The sequence below is a fragment of the Pseudomonas frederiksbergensis genome (genome assembly GCF_003732275.1).
Classification (GTDB): domain Bacteria; phylum Pseudomonadota; class Gammaproteobacteria; order Pseudomonadales; family Pseudomonadaceae; genus Aquipseudomonas; species Aquipseudomonas frederiksbergensis_H.
Map to the genome: position 1 here is coordinate 185,284 of NZ_MOBM01000021.1, position 20,736 is coordinate 206,019.

Below are 20,736 nucleotides of genomic sequence, written 5' to 3' on the forward strand. Positions count from 1 at the left end.
TCTGTGCGCTGATCGAACACAATTTGCCGTTACTCCTGTGAGAATCTGGAACCAGGTTCTAAATTATTTGAACCCATCCCGGCAACAATAAATCACAAGAGACCGCGCCTTGACTTCAGTCCCTTCGCATTGCCCTGATCGGTGCTGACAACAATGGGCCAGCAGCATTACCAGCATCTGCAATCCATGGCTGACGGTGCTGGAGTTATCGCCGCTTCTGATCTCAAGACACCAAGGGATACCCCATGACCCTCAGCACTCCGCTTTCCGGTGTCAATCAGCCCTTCAAAGGGATTCTGCTGATCGTCGTTGCCACCTTTCTGTTTTCCAGTCACGACGCTTTGTCGAAATACCTCTCGGGGTTCTATCCGGTGATCATGGTGGTCTGGGCCCGCTATGTGGTTCACACGTTACTGATGGCGGGGATTTTTCTGCCGCAGTCCGGGTTGCGTGTCCTACGGACCAAACGGCCATTGCTGCAACTGTTGCGGGCGTTGTGCCTGCTGGGGACCAGTTTGCTGTTCACGACCGGTTTGCTGTTTATTCCGTTGGCCGAAGCCACGGCGGTCAATTTTCTCGCACCGGTATTGGTGACGGCGCTGTCGGTGCCACTGCTCGGTGAACAGGTGACGCGCGGCCAATGGCTGGCGGTAATTTGCGGGTTCATCGGGGTGTTGGTCATCGTCCATCCCGGCGGCGAACTGTTCACGCCTGCGGTGTTGCTGCCGTTCTGCTCGGCGCTGTTTTTCTGCTTCTATCAGCTGCTCACCCGCAAGCTCAGCGAAATCGACAGCCCGACCACCAGTAATTTTTTCGCCGGGCTCTGCAATACGTTGGTGATGAGTGCCCTGGTGCCGTTCTTCTGGCAGGTGCCCAGCCTGGGGCATGGGTTTTTGATGGTGGCGCTGGGGGCGTGCGGGATGACGGCGCATCTGTTTCTGACTCAGGCCTTCCGTCACGCCGCGCCCGCGTTGTTGGCGCCGTTCGGCTATTGCCAGATTGTCTTTGCCGGTTTGCTGGGCTGGTTGCTGTTTTCTCACACGCCGACCCTGACCACAGTGGTCGGGATCGCGGTGATTTGTTGCAGCGGACTGGCAGCGGCGTGGCAACAACGGCGTCGACAAGAAGGGTGAGGCAGGCCTGGAATCAGGCCTGCCGGAGGAAGGGGGTTTACTCGGTGACGGTAGGAATCTTGCGCGGCGCCATGAAGTACATCCAGGTCAGCGCGATGAAGTACATCGCCGGAATCATGGTGAACAGCACGGTGTAGTTGTTGTTGGTGATCGTCAGAATGTGGCCGACCAACTGGGTCATGAACATCCCGCCGATTGCCGCGCACATCCCGCCGAAACCGAACACCGTACTCATCATGTGCTTGGGCGTGTAGTCCATCACCAGGCTCCAGATGTTCGCGGTCCAGGCCTGGTGAGCACCGATGGCCAGGGAGATGGCAAACACCGCGACCCACAGGCTGCTCGAGCCGGCCGCCATGATCACGCCGATGATGCAGCAGGCGAACAGGAACATGGACATCAGTCGCGCCTTGATCGGGTTGATCCCGCGACCGATCAGGAACGAGGACAGGATGCCGCCGCCGACACTGCCGAAGTCAGCCGTCAGGTAGATGATGATCAGCGGGATACCCATCTGGGTCACGTTGATCCCCAGGTTGTATTGCTGATTGAGGAACGGCGGCAGCCAGTACAGGTAGAACCAGAACACCGGCGCGGTCATCGAGTAGGCCAGGGCGAAAGCCCAGGTGCCACGCATGCGCAGGATTCGCGAGAACGGTACGCGGGTCTGTTCCGGCTCGACTTCCTTCTGGATGTAGTCCAGTTCCGATTGTTTGACGCTCGGGTGATCTTCCGGGTTGAAGTACTTCAGACCCCAGAACAGCAACCAGATGCCACCCAGTGCCGACATGCACAGGAACGCGGCTTGCCAGCCCCAGACGTGGAGGATCAGCGGCAACAGCATCGGGGTGAACATCGCGCCGACGTTGGTCCCGGCGTTGAAGATGCCGGTGGCCACGGCACGCTCGCCGGCGGGGAACCACAACCGGGTGGTTTTCACACAGGCCGGATAATTCGCCGCTTCGGTCAAACCGAGAATGAACCGGCAGACCATGAAGCCCACCGCCGAAGTGGCCAGGCCGTGAGCACCGGTGGCCAGGCTCCAGAGCAGCACCGCGCAGAAGAACACGCGTTTAACGCCGACCCGGTCGATCAACCGGCCCTGCAACACGAAGCCGATGGCGTAGCCGACCTGAAACCAGAAGTTGATGTTGGCGTAGTCCATCGCCGTCCAGCTCATTTCCTTGGCCAGGATCGGCTGCATGACGCCCAGAGCGGCGCGGTCGATGTAGTTCAGAGTGGTGGCGAAAAACACCAGCGCCAGCATCCCCCAACGGGTTTTGCCAACCGCCATGGCGCCGCGGATTTTGTCGCCGATACCGCCAGTGGCGACGCCCATGGCCGGAGCCACGCGAGAGCTTTGAGAAGGAAACATGTATGTGCCATCCGTTCAATGACTGACAAGCGAGGCTTGTCGGGACTTCAAGGGCGCGTGATCAATCGACGGCGCCAGGCGCGGGTGTGATTGATCGGCTGAGGTGTTTTCGTCGGACTGACGACAACGGGTTATTCAGCGAGCGGCACGGTTCGGCCGAGAGGGCGCAAGGTTCGGATGGACGCCAGGCACGGCGTGAGGGCGGTGGAGCAAGCAAACAAGGCGTTGAATGAGTGCATGAGCGTGTACCCGTTTTTTGAAATTTTTATGTGGTGTTCAGGGTCTTTGGTAACCGAGTCCATGGGGGTCGTGACCGGACTCAATGTGGTGTCGATGTTGCGCAGTGGACGAAAAATCGTCAATTCGCCAACCGCCATTGTGTTCGATAATCGCCCGCAAAACTAACCGGGTAGTACACTTTGAATTGCTGTGTGGATTCGTCAAGCCAATAATTTGCCCAAGACAAACGCTACCCCTGTAGGAGCTGCCGAAGGCTGCGATCTTTTGATCTTGATTCTGACGCCTGACCTATTGCTGAAGGCAAAGTCAAAAGATCGCAGCCTTCGGCAGCTCCTACGCCCTGACAAGAAATTTCCCTACCACCGGGAGTCCATACATGCAGCGTTCCATTGCCACCGTTTCCTTGAGCGGCACCCTGCCGGAAAAACTCGAAGCCATCGCCGCCGCCGGTTTTGACGGGGTGGAGATTTTCGAGAATGACCTGCTCTACTACGACGGCAGCCCGCGGGAAATCAGACAGATGTGCGCCGATCTCGGGATCTCCATCACGCTGTTTCAACCCTTTCGGGATTTCGAAGGTTGCCGCCGCGATCGTCTGCCACGCAATCTGGAACGGGCCGAGCGCAAGTTCGATTTGATGCAGGAACTGGGCACCGACCTGGTGCTGGTGTGCAGCAACGCCTCGGCCGATTCGATCGGTGATGAACAGATTCTGATTGATGATTTGCACCAGCTCGCAGAGCGGGCCCGCATTCGTGGCCTGCGGATCGGCTATGAAGCGCTGGCCTGGGGCCGGCATGTGAACACGTATCAACAGGTGTGGAACATCGTTCGCCAGGCCGATCATCCAAACCTCGGCGTATTGCTGGACAGTTTTCATACGCTGTCGCTCAAGGGCGACCCGAGCGCCATCGCCGAGATTCCCGGCGACAAGATTTTCTTCGTGCAAATGGCCGACGCACCGATCCTGGCCATGGATGTGCTGGAGTGGAGCCGACACTTCCGCTGTTTCCCGGGCCAGGGCGAATTTGATCTGCCGGGCTTTCTTGCACCGATCATCAAGAGTGGCTACACCGGGCCGCTGTCGCTGGAGATCTTCAACGACGGCTTCCGCGCCGCACCGCCACGGGCCAACGCCGCCGATGGTTTGCGTTCGTTGCTGTATCTGGAAGAGAAAACCCGTCAACGTCTGGAACAGGAAGCCACGCCCGCAGCCAATCGCGACATTCTGTTCGACACCCCTAGCGCCAGCGAATACAACGGCATCGAGTTTCTTGAATTCGCAGTGGACGAAAGCCTCGGTGCCAAGCTGTCTCATTGGCTGGAGCGGCTGGGTTTCGTCAAGGCCGGACAACACCGTTCCAAGAGTGTCAGCCTGTTGCGTCAGGGTGATATCAACCTGATCCTCAACTCTGAACCTTATTCCTTCGCCCACAGTTTTTTCGAGGCGCACGGCCCATCGCTGTGCGCCACCGCCGTGCGGGTCAAGGACAGCGCCAGTGCGCTGGCCCGCGCCGTTGCGTACAAGGGCCAGCCCTATCGCGGACTCGTTGGCCCCAATGAGCTTGAACTGGCAGCGGTGCGTGCGCCGGACGGCAGCCTGATTTACCTGGTGGACAAGAACGCCGATGTCTACGGCACCGACTTCAATCTGCAACCGACGGCCGTGGCCAGCGGTGGCCTCAAGCGTATCGACCACATGGCGATGGCGCTGCCGGCCGACAGCCTCGACAGTTGGGTGCTGTTCTATAAAAGCCTGCTGGATTTCGAAGCCGACGATGAAGTGGTGCTACCCGACCCGTATGGTTTGGTGAAGAGCCGCGCATTGCGCAGCCGATGCAGTTCGATCCGCCTGCCGCTGAATATTTCCGAGAACCGCAACACCGCCATCTCACACGCACTGTCGAGTTATCGCGGTTCCGGCGTGCACCACATCGCTTTCGATTGCGACGACATCTTTGCCGAAGTCAGCCGAGCCAAGGAAGCGGGCGTGCCGCTGCTGGATATCCCGCTCAACTACTACGATGACCTCGCCGCGCGGTTCGATTTCGACGATGAGTTCCTTAGCGAGCTGGCCTATTTCAACGTGCTCTACGATCGCGATGCTCAGGGCGGCGAGCTGTTTCATGTGTACACCGAGCCGTTCGAAGGGCGGTTCTTCTTTGAAATCATCCAGCGCAAAAACGGCTACGCGGGTTACGGCGCGGCCAACGTGGCAGTGCGACTGGCGGCCATGGCTAAATCGCGAAGTGGTGGCGTACGTCAGGCAAAGTTGTAGGAAAATCGTAAACACGGGTACAAAACCGCTGCCGCGCGGCTTCCTTCACTGCGCGCGGCAGCCCATAATCGCCTGCTTGTGCAGTGATGGCCGTGAGCCCGCAATGACAATAATTACAGAACTCTCCGTAGCGCCCGAAAAGCCAATTGCCGAGCCTCGCAAGAGTCGCAAGAACAATCCGGAAAAGACCCGCGAGAACATCCTTCAAGAGGCCATTGTCGAGTTCGTTCAGCAGGGGCTTTCCGGTGCGCGCGTCGATGCAATCGCCGAACGCATCCACACCTCCAAACGCATGATCTATTACTACTTCGGCAGTAAGGAACAGCTCTATGTCGAGGTGCTGGAAAAACTCTACGGGGATATCCGCAGCACCGAGAACCGTCTGCACCTGGCCGAACTGGCGCCGGTGGAAGCGATTCGGCGGTTGGTGGAATTCACCTTCGATCACCATGATCGCAACGTCGATTTCGTGCGTATCGTCAGCATCGAGAACATTCACAACGCCGAGTATGTGAAGCGCTCCGATGCGATCAAGGCGATGAACAACACCATCCTCGATTCACTGGGCGAGATCTTGCGGCGCGGGGCTGCAGAGGGTGTATTCCGCACCGACCTCGATCCGCTGGATGTGCATTTGTTGATCAGCTCGTTTTGCTTCTATCGCGTGTCGAACCGTCATACCTTCGGTGAGATCTTTCAGATCGACTTGCCGGACGAAAGCATCAAGCAGCGTCATCGGGAGATGATTTGCGAGTCGGTTTTGCGATATCTGCAGGCCTGATGTGTAGGTCCCTTAAAAGATCGCAGCCTGCGGCAGCTCCTACAGAGTAATCGGCGTTTAATCGATCCTGTAGGAGCTGCCGCAGGCTGCGATCTTTTGATCTTCAACCATTCATGCTTTGAAAATGCGCCAGCATCCGCTGAGCATCCGGCACCACGCCGCTGAACAGTTCAAACGCCTTCACCGCCTGAAATACCGCCATGTTGCCGCCATCCAGGGTTCGGCAACCCAGCGCGCGAGCGTTGCGCAGCAGTTCGGTTTCCAGCGGGAAGTAAACGATCTCCGCGACCCATAACTGCGCCCGAAGCAACTCCACCGGCACTGGCATGCCCGGCAGTTTTTTCATGCCCATCGGCGTGGTATTCACCAGCCCGTCAGCCTGGCCTAACGTGCCTGGCAAATCATGCCCGGCCACAGCTCGACCGAAACCAAAATGCTGATTGAGATTGTTCGCCAACGACTGCGCGCGACTTTGATCCACATCGAAAATGCTCAGCAGCTGTACGCCTTCGCTCAATAGCGCGTGGGCCACTGCCGCGCCTGCGCCACCGGCGCCCATTTGTACGACGCGCTCAAGGGCAACGCCCTGCAAGCCACGGCGAAACCCTTCGGCAAAACCCAGGCAATCGGTGTTGTGGCCGATGCGTTTGCCGTCCTTGAGCACCACCGTATTCACCGCGCCAATGCCACTGGCCTCCGGCGACAATTCGTCAAGCAACGGGATGATCGTCTGTTTGCACGGGAAGGTGATGTTCAGCCCGGTGAAATTCATCCGTTCGGCGGCCATCAGCAGGTCGGGCAGGGCACTGCTGTCGAGTTTCAATTGATCCAGATCGATCAGCCGATACAGGTATCGCAAACCCTGCGCATCGCCTTCATGCTCGTGCAGCGCGGGGGTCCGGGAAGCTTGAATGCCGGCACCGATCAGCCCGGCCAATACCACGGTGTTCTGTGTCATGACGCTTAACCTTCCAAACGTTGGCTGAAATGCTCCAGCGCCAAACGATAGCCGTGGCTGCCGAAACCGCACATGACCGCGGTGGCGATGGACGAAACAAAGGAGTGATGCCGGAAGGGTTCGCGGGCATGGACGTTGGACAGATGGACTTCAATCACTGGCAGTTCGCTGGCGACCAAGGCATCGCGAATGGCGACCGAGGTGTGAGTCCACGCGGCCGGGTTGATGACTATCCCGGCGCAACGGCCACGGGCGGCGTGAATCCAGTCGAGCAATTCGCCTTCATGGTTGGTCTGGCGAAATTCTACGGTCAGGCCGAACTCTTCGGCAGCGCGACCGCACAGCGCTGAAATGTCCGCCAGGGTTTCATGGCCGTAAGTCGCCGGTTCACGGGTGCCCAGCAGGTTCAGGTTCGGGCCGTTGAGCACCAGAACGATAGGGGACATCGGGTCTCTCCACATATTATTTTTGGCATTGGCCGAGGGTTTCAGCCTGTGGGGAGAAATTGTACTAACTGGTTAATAAGGTCAATTGAAGAGGGCGTCAGGTCTGGATTATTTGTGCGGTGATCGGACAGATGCAAAAGATCGCAGCCTTCGGCAGCGCTTACAGGTGCGATCTTTTCAGCGCGGCAGATGCTCAACCAGAAAATCGATAAACGCTCTTAACCGCAACGGCACATGGCGGCTTTGCGGGTACAGCAGAGTGAAAGGGCGAGAGCGTCCGCCATAAGGCTTGAGCACCTCCACCAGCGAACCGTCCGCCAATTCGTTTTCGACGATGAAGCGATAGGTTTGAAACAGCCCTGCGCCGTGTTTCGCCAGCGTCACGCCGCCCAATACGTCATCGGAGCAGCAGTAGTTGCCCTCGGCAAGAATCTCCAGCGGCACACCGTTGTCGTTGAACAGCCAGGCAATCCGCCGGCCGCTGCTGGGCAGTTCGTACTGAATGCATTCGTGCTGAGCCACGTCATCCAGGGTCTGCGGAGTGCCGGCACGCTTCAGGTAATCAGGGCTGGCAATCATCACCAGCTCGGCATCCTCCAACGGCCGTGCAATCAGCCCGGAGTCGGGAATGGCCCGCACGCGGATTGCCATGTCATAGCCTTCGCCGACGAAATCGATGTTGCGATTGCTGATGTGGGCCTCGACTTTCACGGAGGGAAAGCGCGCCCGAAACGCAGGCAGCAAGGGCAGGATTCGATGATGGGCATAGGTCGTGGGAATGCTGATGCGCAACGTGCCGGAGGGTTCTTGCTGCTGCCCCATCACCTCGCGCTGGGCCTCGACCAGTTGCGCGAGAGCCTCACGACACTCTTCGAAATAACGCCGGCCACTGTCGGTCAGCTTGACGCTACGAGTGGTGCGCGCAAAAAGCCGTACACCCAAACGTTCTTCCATCCGCGACACCGAGCGGCTGACGGCGGCCGGGGTTACGCCCGCTACAAGTGCTGCTGCGGTAAAGCTGCCGGCTTCGGCGGCCAGGCAAAACAGTTCGATGCTGCCCAGCTGAAGATCATCGAAATGTCGCTGCATGATTGATTACACCGGGAATCAAATGAAGTGTCTGAGTCTGTATTTATCAAATAAGAGCGCACAAATACAGGGCGTTTCAATCGCCCACAAAAAAGCCGTCCAGTGGACGGCTGATTTTTAGGTGGAGCCTGCGATCAACGACGGGTCAACAACACCCCGGATTCCATGTGATGGGTCCACGGAAACTGGTCGAACATCGCGCATTGAGTAATGCGGTGGGTATCGTGCAGTTGGGCGATGTTGGCCGCGAGGGTTTCCGGGTTGCAGGAAATGTAGAGGATGTTGTCGAAGCGCCGGGTCAGTTCGCAAGTGTCCGGGTCCATGCCGGCGCGCGGCGGGTCGACGAACACGCTACCGAATTCGTAGCTCTTGAGGTCGATACCGTGCAGGCGGCGGAACGGGCGAACTTCGTTCAGGGCTTCGGTCAGTTCTTCGGCAGACAAACGCACCAGCGTGACGTTATCCACCGCGTTTTCACTCAGGTTGCTGAGCGCTGCATTGACCGAGGTCTTGCTGATTTCGGTGGCCAGCACTTTGCGCACGCGGGTCGCAAGCGGCAGGGTGAAGTTGCCGTTGCCGCAATACAGCTCCAGCAAATCGTCGGAACGATCGCCGAGGGCGTCATACGCCCAGTTGAGCATCTTCTGGTTCACCGTGCCGTTGGGTTGGGTGAACGCGCCTTCCGGCTGGCGATAGCTGAAGGTGCGGCCGCCAACTTCGAGCTTCTCGACCACGTAATCGTGACCGATCACTTCGCGTTTGCCCTTCGAGCGACCGATGATGCTGACGTTCAGGTCGGCTGCCAGTTTCGACGCGGCCGTGTGCCAGTGCTCGTCCAGCGGGAGGTGATAGCACAGGGTGATCATCGCATCGCCAGCCAGGGTGGTGAGGAACTCTACCTGAAACAGCTTGTGGCTCAGCGCCGCACTCGCTTGCCACGCCGCCTTGAGCTGCGGCATCAATTGGTTGATGCGCCTGCTTGCGATCGGGAACTCTTCGATCAGGATCGGCGTGCGTTTGTCTTCCTGGGAAAACATCGCGTAGTGGCGCTCGCCGGCTTCGCGCCACAGGCGGAATTCGGCACGCAGGCGGAAGTTTTTCAGCGGCGAATCGAATACTGCAGGTTCGGGCGCACCGAACGGGGCCAGTAGATCACGCAGGCGCGTGACCTTTTCTTCGAGCTGAACGGCGTAAGCCTGGGAATCAAAAGTCATGCGTTGAACCAACCCAACTTGATCACGAACAGAATCGACAGAATCACCAGCGCCGAATTCAACTCACGGCCGCGACCGGACAACAACTTGATGGCAGTCCAGGAGATGAAACCGAAGGCGATGCCGTTGGCGATGGAATAAGTGAATGGCATGGCCAGGGCGGTGACCACGACCGGTGCGGCGACGGTGATGTCATCCCAGTCTATTTCGGCCAGGCCGGATGTCATCAGTACGGCGACGAACAGCAATGCAGGCGCGGTGGCAAAGGCTGGAACGCTGGCCGCCAATGGCGAGAAGAATAGCGCCAGCAGGAACAGAATCGCGACCACGACGGCAGTCAGGCCGGTGCGACCACCGGCACTCACGCCGGCTGCGGATTCGATGTAGCTGGTGGTGGTCGAGGTGCCCAGCAAAGAACCGGCCATGGCCGCGGTGCTGTCGGCGATCAGGGCGCGGCCCATTTTCGGCATGTGGCCGTCCTTGCCCATCAGGCCGGCGCGCTTGGCGACGCCGATCAGCGTGCCGGAGTTGTCGAACAGGTCGACGAACAGGAACGCGAAGATCACGCTGACCAGACCGATGTCCAGTGCGCCTTTGATGTCCAGTTGCAGGAAGGTCGGTGCCAGCGACGGCGGCATCGACATCACGCCGCCGAACGGGGTGAAGCCCATCAGGATCGAAACGATGGTCACTGCCAGAATACCGATCAGGACTGCACCGCGTACTTTCAGGGCTTCGAGAGCAACGATCAGGGCGAAACCGAGGGTCGCGAGAATCGGCGCCGGTTGCTTCAAGTCGCCGAGGCCGACCATGGTCGCCGGGTTGCTGACCACGATGCCGGCGTTGTGCAGGGCGATCAGGGCCAGGAACAGGCCGATACCGGCGGCAATCGCCGAGCGTAGCGCCAGCGGGATGCTGTTGATGATCCATTCGCGGATGCGGAAGATCGACAGCAGGAAAAACATCACCGCCGAGATGAACACCGCGCCCAGCGCCACTTGCCAGGTGTGGCCCATGTGCAGGACCACGGTGTAAGTGAAGAAGGCGTTCAGGCCCATGCCCGGCGCGAGGGCGATCGGGTAGTTGGCGATCAGGCCCATGGTCGTCGAGCCGATGGCGGCTGCCAGACAGGTGGCGACAAACACCGCGCCCTTGTCCATGCCGGTCTCGCCGAGGATGCTCGGGTTGACGAACAGAATGTAGGCCATGGCCAAAAAGGTCGTGACGCCCGCCAGAATCTCGGTCTGCACGTTGGTGTTGTGTGCCTTGAGTTGAAACAGCCTTTCCAGCATGTCTGCTCCCCGTGGCGCGCCCGGCGCCGTGAATGTATCGACCTCAACAGCAAAGCACAGACCGCTGCAGGCGCCTGGGTATTTCTGTGGGTCGGAAAAAGCCGCGCATCATACCAGCAGCGTGGGGCTATGGCTGCTTATGGCTGCGATCGTCGTCGATGTTTTGCAAAAAAGGGAACTGCGCCATACTGCGCGCTGTTTTTTTGGGGGAGGGAGGGGGTAGCTATGTATTGCATTAATAAGCGTGTGATGGCGGCATTTGGGTTGCTGCTCACCTGTTTCATCGGCGCGCAAACAGCCTCTGCGGCCATGGCGCCACCGTTGAGCCAGGTAAAGGTGCTCAAGGTCGAATCGCCAGGCTGCGGCTTTGAAAATATCGCGGACGGCCAAGCGCAAACCCGTTGCGACCACAAAGGGCCAAACATCAAGGTGTACGTGCTGGAAGTCGGCTACGGCCGTGCAGCCCATGTCGCACTGGACGGTTTCGAAGTGGACGGCTCTCGAACCCCTGTCTGTGCTTTTGATACCGGCAATCTGACCGAGTGCTCCGCCGGGAAAAAAACCGTCGGCTATCTGTATATCTTTAACCTGGCAGGCAAGCAGGACGGCACCTTCACGTTCAGCAACACCTCGATCAACGCACCCGGCAATACGATGTCGACGCAGCTTTACATCAAGTAACGGCTGGGCTCGAACAAGGGTCAGGAAAGCTGACTACGCTTTAAGGATCATCCTGTGGATCGCGCCCATGACCTTTAGAGCCCTGATTACCCTCGCCGAGGGCATCGACGACCTGCAAACCGTGACCCTGATCGATGTGCTGCGCCGCGCCAAGGTTGAAGTGGTGGTGGCCAGCATCGAGGCACGGCGCATGCTCACCTGCGCTCGCGGCACCCGCTTGACCGCCGATGCGATGTTGGTGGATTTGCTTGCTCAACCCTTTGACTTGATCGTGCTGCCTGGCGGTGCCGTAGGGGCGCAGCATTTGGCGGCCCACCAACCCCTGCAACAATTGATCAAGGACCAGTCCGCCGCCGGGCGCCAGTTCGCCGGTATTGCCGAATCTCCGGCGCTGGCGCTGCAAACCTTTGGCGTTTTGCGTCAGCGACGCATGACTTGCCTGCCCACGGTCAGCAATCAACTGTCGGGCTGTAACTTCGTCGATCAACCAGTGGTGGTCGATGGCAACTGCATCACCGCCCAGGGTTCAGGCGCCGCGTTGGAGTTTGCCCTGACGCTGGTGGAGCAACTCTGCGGCAAAGCCACGCGGTCGACGGTGGCGGGGGAGTTGGTGGTTTAGTGAATATCAGGCGTGGATAGCAATCGGTTCGATGAAGGGTTGCTCACGCTGCTCCGCTTGCCAGAGATCGTAGTCGGTCTGAACCCCTAACCACATCCGGGCCTTACCGATTCCAGCCCGCTCCAGACGTACCGCCAGGTCCGGACTGATGGGCGCATGGCCGTGCAGCACTCGCGAAAGATGCGGGCGGGCGAATCCAAGGTGCCTGGCCAGTTCGGTGACGCTGATACCAAGCTCGGGCAGTACATCCATCAAGAGTGTTTCGCCAGGGTGTGGCGGGTTGTGCATGGGCATGGTCCTGCCTCCTGTCAGTGGTAATCCAGATAGTCGACCAGTTCGATATCCGAACCAATAAAACGAAAAATAACCCGCCAGTTCCCCGAGACGCTGAGTGACCAATATTCGATCAGATCACCCTTGAGCGGGTGTAATCGCCATCCCGGAAGGTCGAGGTCGTCGGGGGCCACTGCGCGATCCATGAACTGCAGCATGCGAGCCAGACGTTTCGCATGATCTGCTCGAATCCCACGAGTCGAACCTGTTTCGTAGAAGCCACGAAGGCCTTTGTGCTAAAAGGATTTGATCATGCTCGAAGTGTAAGGCGATACATTACACTTGATGCACTATCCATGTATTGCACTTGGTCGGAGAATTTATGCTTTGTGCTGATTTCCAGTCTTATGGAAGCAGGTACGGGACCTCCGTATCCTGAGCTACGTCAGGCTCTTACCTCTTCCACCGGCACATGCATACGGTCGCGGTTGGCCAGGGTCGGGAACAGTTTGATCCAGGCCCCGGTCACCATCAGCGTGCCGACGCCGCCCATGACTACTGCCGGCACGGTGCCGAACCAGTGGGCCGTCAGGCCGGACTCGAACTCGCCGAGCTGATTCGAAGCGCCGATGAACAAGCCATTCACCGCGCTGACCCGACCGCGCATTTCGTCGGGGGTTTCCAGTTGCACGAATGAGGCGCGGATCACCATGCTGATCATGTCCGCGGCGCCCAATACCACCAGCACGGCGAGAGAGAACCAGAACGAAGTCGACAGGCCGAAAGCGATGGTCGCCACGCCGAATACACCCACGGCCGTGAACATGACCCGCCCGACGTTGCGCTCCACGGCAAATCGCGCCAGAAACAGCGACATCAGCAGCGCACCGACCGCAGGGGCCGAACGCAGCAGGCCCAGACCCCACGGGCCGGTCAGCAGAATATCTTTGGCGAACACCGGCAGCAGCGCGGTCGCGCCACCCAGCAGGACAGCAAACAGATCCAGGGAAATCGCCCCGAGAATATCCGGACGGCTGCGAATGAAGCGGATGCCCGCCAGCAGCGAGTCCAGGGTCGCCTTGCCCTTGTTCAGCGGCGTTTGCCGGGCTGGAAGGTTGAGCATCAGCGCACAGGCGATGAGGTAGAGGATCACCGTCGGGCCATACACCCAGACGCTGCCGAAGGCGTAGAGCAAACCGCCCAGCGCCGGGGCGACGATGGTTGCTGATTGTTGCGCAGATTGCGCGGCGGCAACGGCACGGGGGAATAACGCGCTGGGCACGATGCTCGGCAGCAAGGCCTGGGTGGTCGGCATTTCGAAGGAGCGGGCGGCGCCGAGCAGGAACGCGAGGATGAAGATCATCTCTCGGGTGACATGATCGGTTGCGCTGCCGATGGCCAGTGACAAGGCGATCAGCGCTTGCAGGGACTGACAGATCGCCGCGACCTTGCGCCGGTCATAGCGGTCCGCGACATGCCCGGTGTGCAACATGAACAACACTCGAGGGGCAAATTCCACCAGCCCCACCAGGCCCAGATCGAGCACATTGCCCGTCAGTTGATACAGATTCCAGCCAATGGCCACGGTCAACATCTGAAAACCGCTGGCGGTGAACACCCGAGCCAGCCAGAACGCGATAAACGGGCGGTGATGACGTAACAGCAGGGGCGCTTGGTTGGGCATCTGAAGGCAGGTCTGGGCGAGGGGAAGGGCGAGATTATCACCAACCCGTAACCAGAAGTTGCAAGGCTAGGACATTTAGTTAGCTAGACACCGATCTATGGAATATACGAAATCCCTGTGGCGTGGGGGCTTGCCCCCGTTGGGCTGCGAAGCGGCCCCAGACCTAGGCAACTCATTTCTGCCAAGTACACCGCAGTAACCGGATTTACGACTGCTGCGCAGCCGAACGGGGGCAAGCCCCCTCGCCACAGTTAGTCCACCCATAAAAATGTATTGCAGCCCATGACCAAACCCATGAGGCAACCTGTCACGCGGCAAAAGACCACACCGTCCATCGGCAAAAATGCGACTACTCTTTCAACGTTGCTTGATCCAGATCAAGACCCTTCGTGGAAATGATCCGGCGGCCAGATGGCCAGACTCCCTACGTTTGTGATGATGGTACAAAAAGAACGAATTCGAATTCGCCACACTCCATATCCGTGGGGGCAGTGGGTGTAGGCCGCAAGCCTTCAGCCGGTATTACCTGACAGAGGAAGACTTATGTTCGGTTTGGAGGCACTTGATCTCGCCCGGATTCAGTTCGCATTCACCATTTCGTTCCACATCCTGTTCCCGGCCATCACCATTGGCCTGGCGAGTTACCTGGCGGTGCTCGAAGGCCTGTGGCTGAAGACGCACAACGACACTTACCGCGATCTGTACCATTTTTGGTCGAAGATCTTTGCCGTCAACTTCGGCATGGGCGTGGTTTCCGGTTTGGTCATGGCCTATCAGTTCGGCACCAACTGGAGCCGTTTCTCGGACTTCGCCGGTTCGGTGACCGGGCCATTGCTGACCTATGAAGTGCTCACTGCCTTCTTCCTCGAGGCCGGTTTCCTCGGCGTCATGCTGTTCGGCTGGAACAAGGTCGGGCGCAAGCTGCACTTCTTCGCTACCGTCATGGTGGCCATCGGCACGCTTATTTCGACCTTCTGGATTCTGGCCTCCAACAGCTGGATGCAGACCCCGCAAGGTTACGAAATCGTCAACGGCCAGGTCATTCCGGTGGACTGGCTGGCGATTATTTTCAACCCGTCGTTCCCCTACCGCCTGATGCACATGGCCACGGCGGCATTCGTTGCGACCGCCTTCTTCGTCGGTTCGTCGGCGGCCTGGCACTTGCTGCGCGGCAAGGACAACCCGGCGATCCGCACCATGCTCTCGATGGCGATGTGGATGGCGCTGATCGTTGCTCCGATTCAGGCGGTTATCGGCGACTTCCACGGCGTTAATACGCTCAAGCATCAACCGGCGAAAATCGCCGCGATCGAAGGCCACTGGGAAAACGTCGGCGATGAGCCGACCCCGTTGATCCTGTTCGGCTGGCCGGACATGAAAGCCGAGAAAACCAGATTCGCCGTGGAAATTCCCTACCTGGGCAGCCTGATCCTGACCCACACCCTGGACAAGCAAGTACCGGCACTCAAGGAGTTCGCGCCTGAAGACCGGCCGAATTCGACCATCGTCTTCTGGTCGTTCCGGACGATGGTCGGCCTGGGCGTGCTGATGATCTTCACTGGATTGTGGAGTCTGTGGCTGCGCAAGCGCGACAGGCTGTATACCTCACGTCCATTCCTGTACCTGGCGCTGTGGATGGGTCCGTCCGGCCTGATCGCGATCCTGGCTGGCTGGTTCACCACTGAAGTCGGCCGTCAGCCATGGGTGGTCTACGGCTTGATGCGCACGGCGGACGCGTCCTCCGGGCACAGCTTCGTGCAAATGAGCATCACCTTGATCATGTTCGTTGTGGTGTATTTCGCGCTGTTCGGTGCCGGTCTTGGCTACATGATGCGTCTGGTGCGCAAAGGGCCGAAGATCGATGAAGGCAAGGAAACCAACGAAGGTGGTCCTGGCCAGCAACGCACACCGGCCCGTCCGCTGTCCGCAGCTGACGACGACAATGGTGAAGGCGAACACAGCCGCAGCCTGAACAAGGAGATTTGAATCATGGGTATTGATCTTCCGCTGATCTGGGCCGTGATCATCATCTTCGGCATCATGATGTACGTGGTCATGGACGGCTTCGACCTGGGAATCGGAATTCTCTTCCCGTTCATCAAGGGCAAGAGCGACCGTGACGTCATGATGAACACCGTCGCCCCGGTCTGGGATGGCAACGAAACCTGGCTGGTATTGGGCGGCGCGGCCTTGTTCGGCGCCTTCCCGCTGGCCTATTCGGTGGTGCTCTCGGCGTTGTACCTGCCGTTGATTTTTATGCTGATCGGGCTGATTTTCCGCGGTGTGGCCTTCGAGTTCCGCTTCAAGGCCAAGGACGACAAGCGCCACCTCTGGGACAAGGCATTCATCGGTGGCTCGATCGCCGCTACCTTCTTCCAGGGCGTGGCATTGGGTGCCTTCATCGATGGGCTACCGGTAGTCAATCGTCAGTTTGCCGGCGGTTCACTTGACTGGCTGACACCGTTCACGATGTTCTGCGGCGCGGCGCTGGTGGTGGCTTACGCGCTGCTCGGTTGCACCTGGTTGATCATGAAGACCGAAGGCAAGCTGCAGGAACAGATGCATGATTTGGCGCGGCCATTGGCTTTCGTGGTGCTGGCGGTGATTGGCATCGTCAGCATCTGGACACCCTTGGCCCACGCCGAGATCGCCGCACGCTGGTTTACCTTGCCGAACCTGTTCTGGTTCTTGCCAGTGCCGATTCTGGTGCTGGTGACCATGTACGGTCTGATTCGCGCGGTGGCCCGCAATGCGCATTACACGCCATTCCTGCTGACCCTGGTGCTGATCTTCCTCGGCTACAGCGGTCTGGGTATCAGCCTGTGGCCGAACATCGTGCCGCCGTCGATCTCGATCTGGGACGCCGCCGCACCGCCGCAAAGCCAGGGCTTCATGCTGGTGGGCACGTTGTTCATCATCCCGTTCATCCTGGGTTACACCTTCTGGAGCTACTACGTATTCCGCGGCAAGGTCACCCACGAAGATGGTTACCACTAGGGGGCGTTCTCAATTAATTTCCCCGCCGCGCCGGGTCTGCTGTTGTGCAGGGCAAGGCGCGAGAAGCGTGGTTTGGTCATTCCAAATAAGCTTCGAGCAACGCAGCCCTGCACAACAGCAGGCCCGGCCCTTCGGGTTGTGCCTTAAAGCGGGCCAGGCTGCGTTGCAGGCCTTGGAAAGGGAACAACCATTCCCAGCGGCCTGCGCCTTGCCTGGCCCGCTTTAAGGCGACAACGCGGCGGGGAAAATTAACTGAGAACGCCCCCTAGCCACACGACTACGGCGCTGGATTGATACCGGCGCCATTCCAGAGGAGAAAGCGATGATGGCTGGCAAACCTACGTTGCAGGAAATCGAAGCTGCCGAAAAAAAGCCGCTTTGGCAGCGAATCGGCTGGCTGGCGATGATCTGGACCGGCAGTGTCGTGGCACTGTTCATTGTGGCTTCGCTGATGCGCATGTTCATGAATGCCGCCGGTTTGAGCACCCACTGAAATTCCCATCCCGTTGCCTTGCGGCACGGACTTATAACCCTCCCGCGATGGAGGGTTTTTTTTACCCGTGTTTATTTGCGTGCTTTGAGAATGACGAACTTGGGGGTGGCTGCTACTTGTTCGACGCCACGGAACAACCGCGCCAGCTTGCTGTGATAGCCCAGATGACGGTTGCCGACGATGTACAGCGCGCCGCCCACCACCAACGATTCACGCGCCTGCTGGAACATCCGCCAGGCCAGGAAATCGCCGACTACTTGCTGTTGGTGAAACGGCGGATTGCACAGCACTACATCCAGGGATTGAGGTTCCTGCTCAGCCAGACCATCGCCGGCCCGCACGATCACGTCACGATCACCCAGCGCCGCGCGCCAGTTTTCAGCAGCCGATTGTACGGCCATGAACGATTCGTCCACCAAGGTGTAGTGGGCCTCAGGGTTTTGCAGGGCACTGGCAATCGCCAATACGCCGTTGCCACATCCGAGGTCGGCAACCCGCGCTGCGCCGAGGTTCTTCGGCAAGTGCGGCAAAAAGGCCCGCGTACCGATGTCCAGCCCTTCGCGGCAGAACACGTTGGCGTGATTGAGCAGTTCGATTGCAGGGGCGTCGAGTCGATAGCGGGTCGGGTAGGGGGAGACAGCCGGGGCTTTGGCTTCGGCTGTGGCGATCAGCAATCGAGCCTTCTTCACCGCCAGCGAGGCTTGCACCGGGCCGATGTAACGCTCCAGCAGATCGCCCGCAGCGCGTGGCAAATGCTTCACCATCGCGGCTGCAACCACTTGAGCGCCGGGAACCAGTTGCCCTTGCAGCCGGATCAGTTGCTCTTCCAGCAGGGCCAGGGTTTTCGGTACCCGGATCAATACCCGGTCGAACGGCCCGATGAACGCTTCGCTGGCAGGCACCTTTGGCACGGCATCAAACGCCTGGCCGTTGCGTATCAAGTTTTTTTCCAACCCCTGAAAAGCCAGAAACGAATCGCCGCTGCTGATCACCTGAACCTTGCCCACCAGGCTGGCGGCCAAAGCACCGAAGCTGTCGTTGAGCACCAGCACCCGGGTATCGGCTGCTGGTTGTTGCTCGGCCAGATGGTTGAGCAGGTATTCGTCTGCGGCATCAAATGCTTGCAACGGTTCATTCTGCTGTTCTGGCTGGCGGATCAGATCGAGTTGAGCGAAGGGGGTTTCGAGCAGAGGCATGAGGCGGGGGCTCTGGGTAGTCAACGGAGGATAATCAACGAGTGGCCCGCCGCTCAGGGGCTTGTAGCGGGCGAACCATCCGAATGGACTGCGTCGTGGAATTTCACACGGCATCACTCAGGATGGATCGCAGATGGTACGGTTTTTTCGTCTGGATTACTCGCAGGGATTACCGGATTCAAACAGATTCAGATGACACCCACTCTCGCGGCTCTGATCACCGCCGCAATCTTGTTGTTTACGCCGAGTTTTCGGATGGCGCCGCGGATATGGAACTGTACCGTGCTTTCACTCAGGCTGAGGATGATCGCGATCTCGCCTGCCGTCTTGCCGTCGGCTGAATATTTCAACACCTCTATTTCTCGGGATGATAAATGCACTGTGCCCGGTTTAGAGGGCGCAGGTAGATCCTTCGCGACAAGCTGGTGCAGGTGACGGCTGATGAACATTGCATAGCCCAGATTCTTATACAGATCATGCGTAGTAATCGGGCAGTGGCTTCTGGCCAGGCTCAGTATGCTGCAAAGCCCGTTCTGATCATGAACGGATTGAGACCAGCCATAGTGCAAGCCTTGCTTTTTTTGTGCTTGCCACAGCATCGGTGTCTTGGAGAAGACCTCTTCCTGCCAAAGAATCGGTAATTCGGAATGATTGCAATGGGCTAGTATCGGGTCGACTTCACTGAAGTATTCCTGCTCATATTTCGTGTTCCATTCGGTGGGGTAATTATTCAGATTGATCGTATGGCGGTGTATTCCCCTTGTTTGGGATGTTATTGAAAATGCACAGAAATTAAAGCCAAGATTTTTAACGAGATTAAGAGAAATCTCATACGCGGTCTCTATTTTCTGAGCGTAAGAAAGCTGCGTTAACTGTGACTCCTTCCACACTTTCATTGGGTAACTCCATGCGGACTTACTTGAGTTGGCGTCGATTGGATCCAAGACCCGGCACGCCACGAGTGTAGGAGAATTCTTACTTGCATGCTGGATTTTTTCGTTCTTGAAATAGCCTCTAACTGAATAACCGGTTCTTAGATCTTCTGCCACAGGACAGCAGGATCAATGGCTGCATTGTAATATTTGTATTTGCATTGTTAGTGAGTCGGAACGAAAGCCATTACAAATCACCGGTGTTTACGCCGCCTGCTTTGCGGGACACTGGCGTTATCTGTTGAATGGAGCGACCCATGACTGCCAGTGCAGAGAAATTCACGCGCCAGACGCTGCTTGACGTCCAGACGTTGACTCCAAACCTGTTCACCCTGCGAACCACCAGGGATCCGGGCTTTCGTTTTCGCGCAGGGCAATTCGCCCGCCTAGGCGTGACCAAGGCGGACGGCAGTACAGTGTGGCGGGCTTATTCCATGGTCTCGTCACCCTATGACGAGTTCCTTGAGTTCTTCTCCATTGTCGTGCCGGGAGGGGAGTTCACCAGTGAACTGAGTCGGCTGGAAGTCGGCGATACCTTGCTGGTCGACCGGCAGGCCTTTGGCTATCTGACGCTGGATCGCTTCGTCGATGGCCGTGACCTCTGGTTGTTATCCACAGGCACGGGGCTGGCGCCGTTTCTGTCGATCTTGCAGGACTTCGAGGTTTGGGAAAAATTCGAACGAATCCTCCTGGTCTACAGCGTGCGCGAAGCGCAGGAGCTGGCGTATCAGGAGCTGATTGCAGGGCTGGCACAGCGCGATTATCTGGCTGAGTACGCGCACAAGCTGCAGTTCATCGCCACCGTCACCCGCGAGCAGCATCCGGGTGCCCTGAATGGGCGGATCACGACACTCATGGAAAGTGGCGAGCTGGAGCGGACGGCCGGTGTAGCGCTGACAGCCGAGCATTCGCGGGTAATGCTCTGCGGTAATCCACAGATGATCGATGACACGCGCAAGTTGCTCAAACAACGGGACATGCACCTGAGCCTCAGTCGACGACCCGGCCAGGTGGCAGTGGAAAACTACTGGTAAACAAACGGCGCCAAAGGCGCC

General features: G+C 58.5%; 20 protein-coding genes and 1 pseudogene. 10 read left to right on the plus strand and 11 right to left on the minus strand.

The features are described from left to right. Positions 1-245: 245 nt before the first annotated feature. Complete coding sequence (locus BK662_RS17805) at positions 246-1,133, plus strand: DMT family transporter (protein ID WP_123359129.1); 888 nt, start codon at positions 246-248, stop codon at positions 1,131-1,133. A gap of 37 nt (positions 1,134-1,170) precedes the next feature. Here the strand turns inward: BK662_RS17805 and BK662_RS17810 are convergent, their stop codons facing one another. After that, on the minus strand, positions 1,171-2,508 hold the full coding sequence (locus BK662_RS17810; RefSeq protein ID WP_123359130.1) for an MFS transporter: 1,338 nt from the start codon (positions 2,506-2,508) through the stop codon (positions 1,171-1,173). 177 nt (positions 2,509-2,685) lie between these two features. Here BK662_RS17810 and BK662_RS17815 point away from each other — a divergent pair, with 177 nt between their 5' ends. The 3 genes from BK662_RS17815 to BK662_RS17825 all read left to right on the plus strand — a co-directional run bounded on the left by BK662_RS17815 (position 2,686) and on the right by BK662_RS17825 (position 5,807). Beyond that, positions 2,686-2,913: a hypothetical protein gene (locus BK662_RS17815; RefSeq protein ID WP_123359131.1), complete on the plus strand. Its 228-nt coding sequence runs from the start codon at positions 2,686-2,688 to the stop codon at positions 2,911-2,913. 211 nt (positions 2,914-3,124) lie between these two features. Next, a complete protein-coding gene (quiC, locus tag BK662_RS17820) occupies positions 3,125-5,026 on the plus strand; it encodes a 3-dehydroshikimate dehydratase QuiC (protein WP_123359132.1) in 1,902 nt (633 codons plus the stop codon). A gap of 103 nt (positions 5,027-5,129) precedes the next feature. Continuing rightward, a complete protein-coding gene (locus BK662_RS17825; RefSeq protein ID WP_123359133.1) occupies positions 5,130-5,807 on the plus strand; it encodes a TetR/AcrR family transcriptional regulator in 678 nt (225 codons plus the stop codon). A 103-nt stretch (positions 5,808-5,910) separates the two neighbouring features. Here the strand turns inward: BK662_RS17825 and BK662_RS17830 are convergent, their stop codons facing one another. The 5 genes from BK662_RS17830 to BK662_RS17850 all read right to left on the minus strand — a co-directional run bounded on the left by BK662_RS17830 (position 5,911) and on the right by BK662_RS17850 (position 10,806). Next, complete coding sequence (locus BK662_RS17830; RefSeq protein WP_123359134.1) at positions 5,911-6,765, minus strand: shikimate dehydrogenase; 855 nt, start codon at positions 6,763-6,765, stop codon at positions 5,911-5,913. Positions 6,766-6,770: 5 nt separating this feature from the next. Continuing rightward, entirely contained in the window at positions 6,771-7,211 is a 441-nt protein-coding gene (gene aroQ / locus BK662_RS17835) for a type II 3-dehydroquinate dehydratase (protein WP_030129491.1), read from the minus strand. 177 nt (positions 7,212-7,388) lie between these two features. After that, positions 7,389-8,300, minus strand: coding sequence for a LysR family transcriptional regulator (locus BK662_RS17840; RefSeq protein WP_123359135.1), 912 nt, complete (start codon positions 8,298-8,300; stop codon positions 7,389-7,391). A 134-nt stretch (positions 8,301-8,434) separates the two neighbouring features. Beyond that, positions 8,435-9,514 (minus strand): tRNA (uridine(54)-C5)-methyltransferase TrmA, encoded by a 1,080-nt coding sequence (trmA, locus tag BK662_RS17845; RefSeq protein ID WP_123359136.1) that lies wholly within the window; start codon positions 9,512-9,514, stop codon positions 8,435-8,437. After that, positions 9,511-10,806, minus strand: coding sequence for an NCS2 family permease (locus tag BK662_RS17850; RefSeq protein ID WP_123359137.1), 1,296 nt, complete (start codon positions 10,804-10,806; stop codon positions 9,511-9,513). The genes trmA and BK662_RS17850 overlap by 4 nt, the downstream gene beginning before the upstream one ends. Positions 10,807-11,031: 225 nt before the next feature. On the opposite strand from BK662_RS17850, the gene BK662_RS17855 reads away from it, so the two are divergent. Beyond that, a complete protein-coding gene (locus BK662_RS17855) occupies positions 11,032-11,487 on the plus strand; it encodes a DUF4879 domain-containing protein (protein ID WP_123359138.1) in 456 nt (151 codons plus the stop codon). 67 nt (positions 11,488-11,554) lie between these two features. After that, entirely contained in the window at positions 11,555-12,106 is a 552-nt protein-coding gene (locus BK662_RS17860; RefSeq protein WP_123359139.1) for a DJ-1 family glyoxalase III, read from the plus strand. A 6-nt stretch (positions 12,107-12,112) separates the two neighbouring features. Here the strand turns inward: BK662_RS17860 and BK662_RS17865 are convergent, their stop codons facing one another. The 3 genes and pseudogenes from BK662_RS17865 to BK662_RS17875 form a co-directional block, all read right to left on the minus strand. Beyond that, positions 12,113-12,400, minus strand: coding sequence for a HigA family addiction module antitoxin (locus tag BK662_RS17865; protein WP_038981447.1), 288 nt, complete (start codon positions 12,398-12,400; stop codon positions 12,113-12,115). Positions 12,401-12,414: 14 nt separating this feature from the next. Beyond that, a pseudogene (locus BK662_RS17870) lies at positions 12,415-12,693 on the minus strand (type II toxin-antitoxin system RelE/ParE family toxin). A 131-nt stretch (positions 12,694-12,824) separates the two neighbouring features. Continuing rightward, the gene (locus BK662_RS17875) at positions 12,825-14,063 is read right to left on the minus strand and encodes an MFS transporter (RefSeq protein WP_123359140.1); all 1,239 of its coding nucleotides are present in this window, start codon (positions 14,061-14,063) and stop codon (positions 12,825-12,827) included. Between the two features lie 543 nt (positions 14,064-14,606). Between BK662_RS17875 and BK662_RS17880 the strand changes: the two genes are divergently transcribed. From BK662_RS17880 to BK662_RS17890, 3 genes are all read left to right on the plus strand, one after another. Then, positions 14,607-16,049, plus strand: coding sequence for a cytochrome ubiquinol oxidase subunit I (locus tag BK662_RS17880; RefSeq protein ID WP_123359141.1), 1,443 nt, complete (start codon positions 14,607-14,609; stop codon positions 16,047-16,049). 3 nt (positions 16,050-16,052) lie between these two features. Then, positions 16,053-17,060 carry a cytochrome d ubiquinol oxidase subunit II gene (gene cydB, locus BK662_RS17885; protein WP_123359142.1) on the plus strand — a complete coding sequence of 336 codons (1,008 nt, stop codon included), beginning with the start codon at positions 16,053-16,055 and terminating at the stop codon, positions 17,058-17,060. Between the two features lie 325 nt (positions 17,061-17,385). Continuing rightward, positions 17,386-17,553 carry a DUF2474 domain-containing protein gene (locus tag BK662_RS17890; RefSeq protein ID WP_123359151.1) on the plus strand — a complete coding sequence of 56 codons (168 nt, stop codon included), beginning with the start codon at positions 17,386-17,388 and terminating at the stop codon, positions 17,551-17,553. Positions 17,554-17,624: 71 nt separating this feature from the next. Here BK662_RS17890 and BK662_RS17895 read toward each other — a convergent pair whose 3' ends face one another. Together BK662_RS17895 and BK662_RS17900 are read right to left on the minus strand one after the other, a co-directional pair. Further along, complete coding sequence (locus tag BK662_RS17895) at positions 17,625-18,749, minus strand: methyltransferase (RefSeq protein ID WP_123359143.1); 1,125 nt, start codon at positions 18,747-18,749, stop codon at positions 17,625-17,627. Between the two features lie 188 nt (positions 18,750-18,937). Further along, on the minus strand, positions 18,938-19,645 hold the full coding sequence (locus tag BK662_RS17900) for an autoinducer binding domain-containing protein (protein WP_123359144.1): 708 nt from the start codon (positions 19,643-19,645) through the stop codon (positions 18,938-18,940). 293 nt (positions 19,646-19,938) lie between these two features. Here BK662_RS17900 and BK662_RS17905 point away from each other — a divergent pair, with 293 nt between their 5' ends. Then, the gene (locus BK662_RS17905) at positions 19,939-20,715 is read left to right on the plus strand and encodes a ferredoxin--NADP reductase (protein WP_123359145.1); all 777 of its coding nucleotides are present in this window, start codon (positions 19,939-19,941) and stop codon (positions 20,713-20,715) included. Positions 20,716-20,736: the final 21 nt, after the last annotated feature.

Bases quoted from the DNA above. Each gene is read 5' to 3' on its own strand.
- BK662_RS17805 (WP_123359129.1), top strand. From the start codon at position 246: ATGACCCTCAGCACTCCGCTTTCCGGTGTCAATCAGCCCTTCAAAGGG.
- BK662_RS17810 (WP_123359130.1), bottom strand. From the start codon at position 2,508: ATGTTTCCTTCTCAAAGCTCTCGCGTGGCTCCGGCCATGGGCGTCGCC.
- BK662_RS17815 (WP_123359131.1), top strand. From the start codon at position 2,686: ATGGACGCCAGGCACGGCGTGAGGGCGGTGGAGCAAGCAAACAAGGCG.
- quiC (WP_123359132.1), top strand. From the start codon at position 3,125: ATGCAGCGTTCCATTGCCACCGTTTCCTTGAGCGGCACCCTGCCGGAA.
- BK662_RS17825 (WP_123359133.1), top strand. From the start codon at position 5,130: ATGACAATAATTACAGAACTCTCCGTAGCGCCCGAAAAGCCAATTGCC.
- BK662_RS17830 (WP_123359134.1), bottom strand. From the start codon at position 6,765: ATGACACAGAACACCGTGGTATTGGCCGGGCTGATCGGTGCCGGCATT.
- aroQ (WP_030129491.1), bottom strand. From the start codon at position 7,211: ATGTCCCCTATCGTTCTGGTGCTCAACGGCCCGAACCTGAACCTGCTG.
- BK662_RS17840 (WP_123359135.1), bottom strand. From the start codon at position 8,300: ATGCAGCGACATTTCGATGATCTTCAGCTGGGCAGCATCGAACTGTTT.
- trmA (WP_123359136.1), bottom strand. From the start codon at position 9,514: ATGACTTTTGATTCCCAGGCTTACGCCGTTCAGCTCGAAGAAAAGGTC.
- BK662_RS17850 (WP_123359137.1), bottom strand. From the start codon at position 10,806: ATGCTGGAAAGGCTGTTTCAACTCAAGGCACACAACACCAACGTGCAG.
- BK662_RS17855 (WP_123359138.1), top strand. From the start codon at position 11,032: ATGTATTGCATTAATAAGCGTGTGATGGCGGCATTTGGGTTGCTGCTC.
- BK662_RS17860 (WP_123359139.1), top strand. From the start codon at position 11,555: ATGACCTTTAGAGCCCTGATTACCCTCGCCGAGGGCATCGACGACCTG.
- BK662_RS17865 (WP_038981447.1), bottom strand. From the start codon at position 12,400: ATGCCCATGCACAACCCGCCACACCCTGGCGAAACACTCTTGATGGAT.
- BK662_RS17875 (WP_123359140.1), bottom strand. From the start codon at position 14,063: ATGCCCAACCAAGCGCCCCTGCTGTTACGTCATCACCGCCCGTTTATC.
- BK662_RS17880 (WP_123359141.1), top strand. From the start codon at position 14,607: ATGTTCGGTTTGGAGGCACTTGATCTCGCCCGGATTCAGTTCGCATTC.
- cydB (WP_123359142.1), top strand. From the start codon at position 16,053: ATGGGTATTGATCTTCCGCTGATCTGGGCCGTGATCATCATCTTCGGC.
- BK662_RS17890 (WP_123359151.1), top strand. From the start codon at position 17,386: ATGGCTGGCAAACCTACGTTGCAGGAAATCGAAGCTGCCGAAAAAAAG.
- BK662_RS17895 (WP_123359143.1), bottom strand. From the start codon at position 18,749: ATGCCTCTGCTCGAAACCCCCTTCGCTCAACTCGATCTGATCCGCCAG.
- BK662_RS17900 (WP_123359144.1), bottom strand. From the start codon at position 19,645: ATGAAAGTGTGGAAGGAGTCACAGTTAACGCAGCTTTCTTACGCTCAG.
- BK662_RS17905 (WP_123359145.1), top strand. From the start codon at position 19,939: ATGACTGCCAGTGCAGAGAAATTCACGCGCCAGACGCTGCTTGACGTC.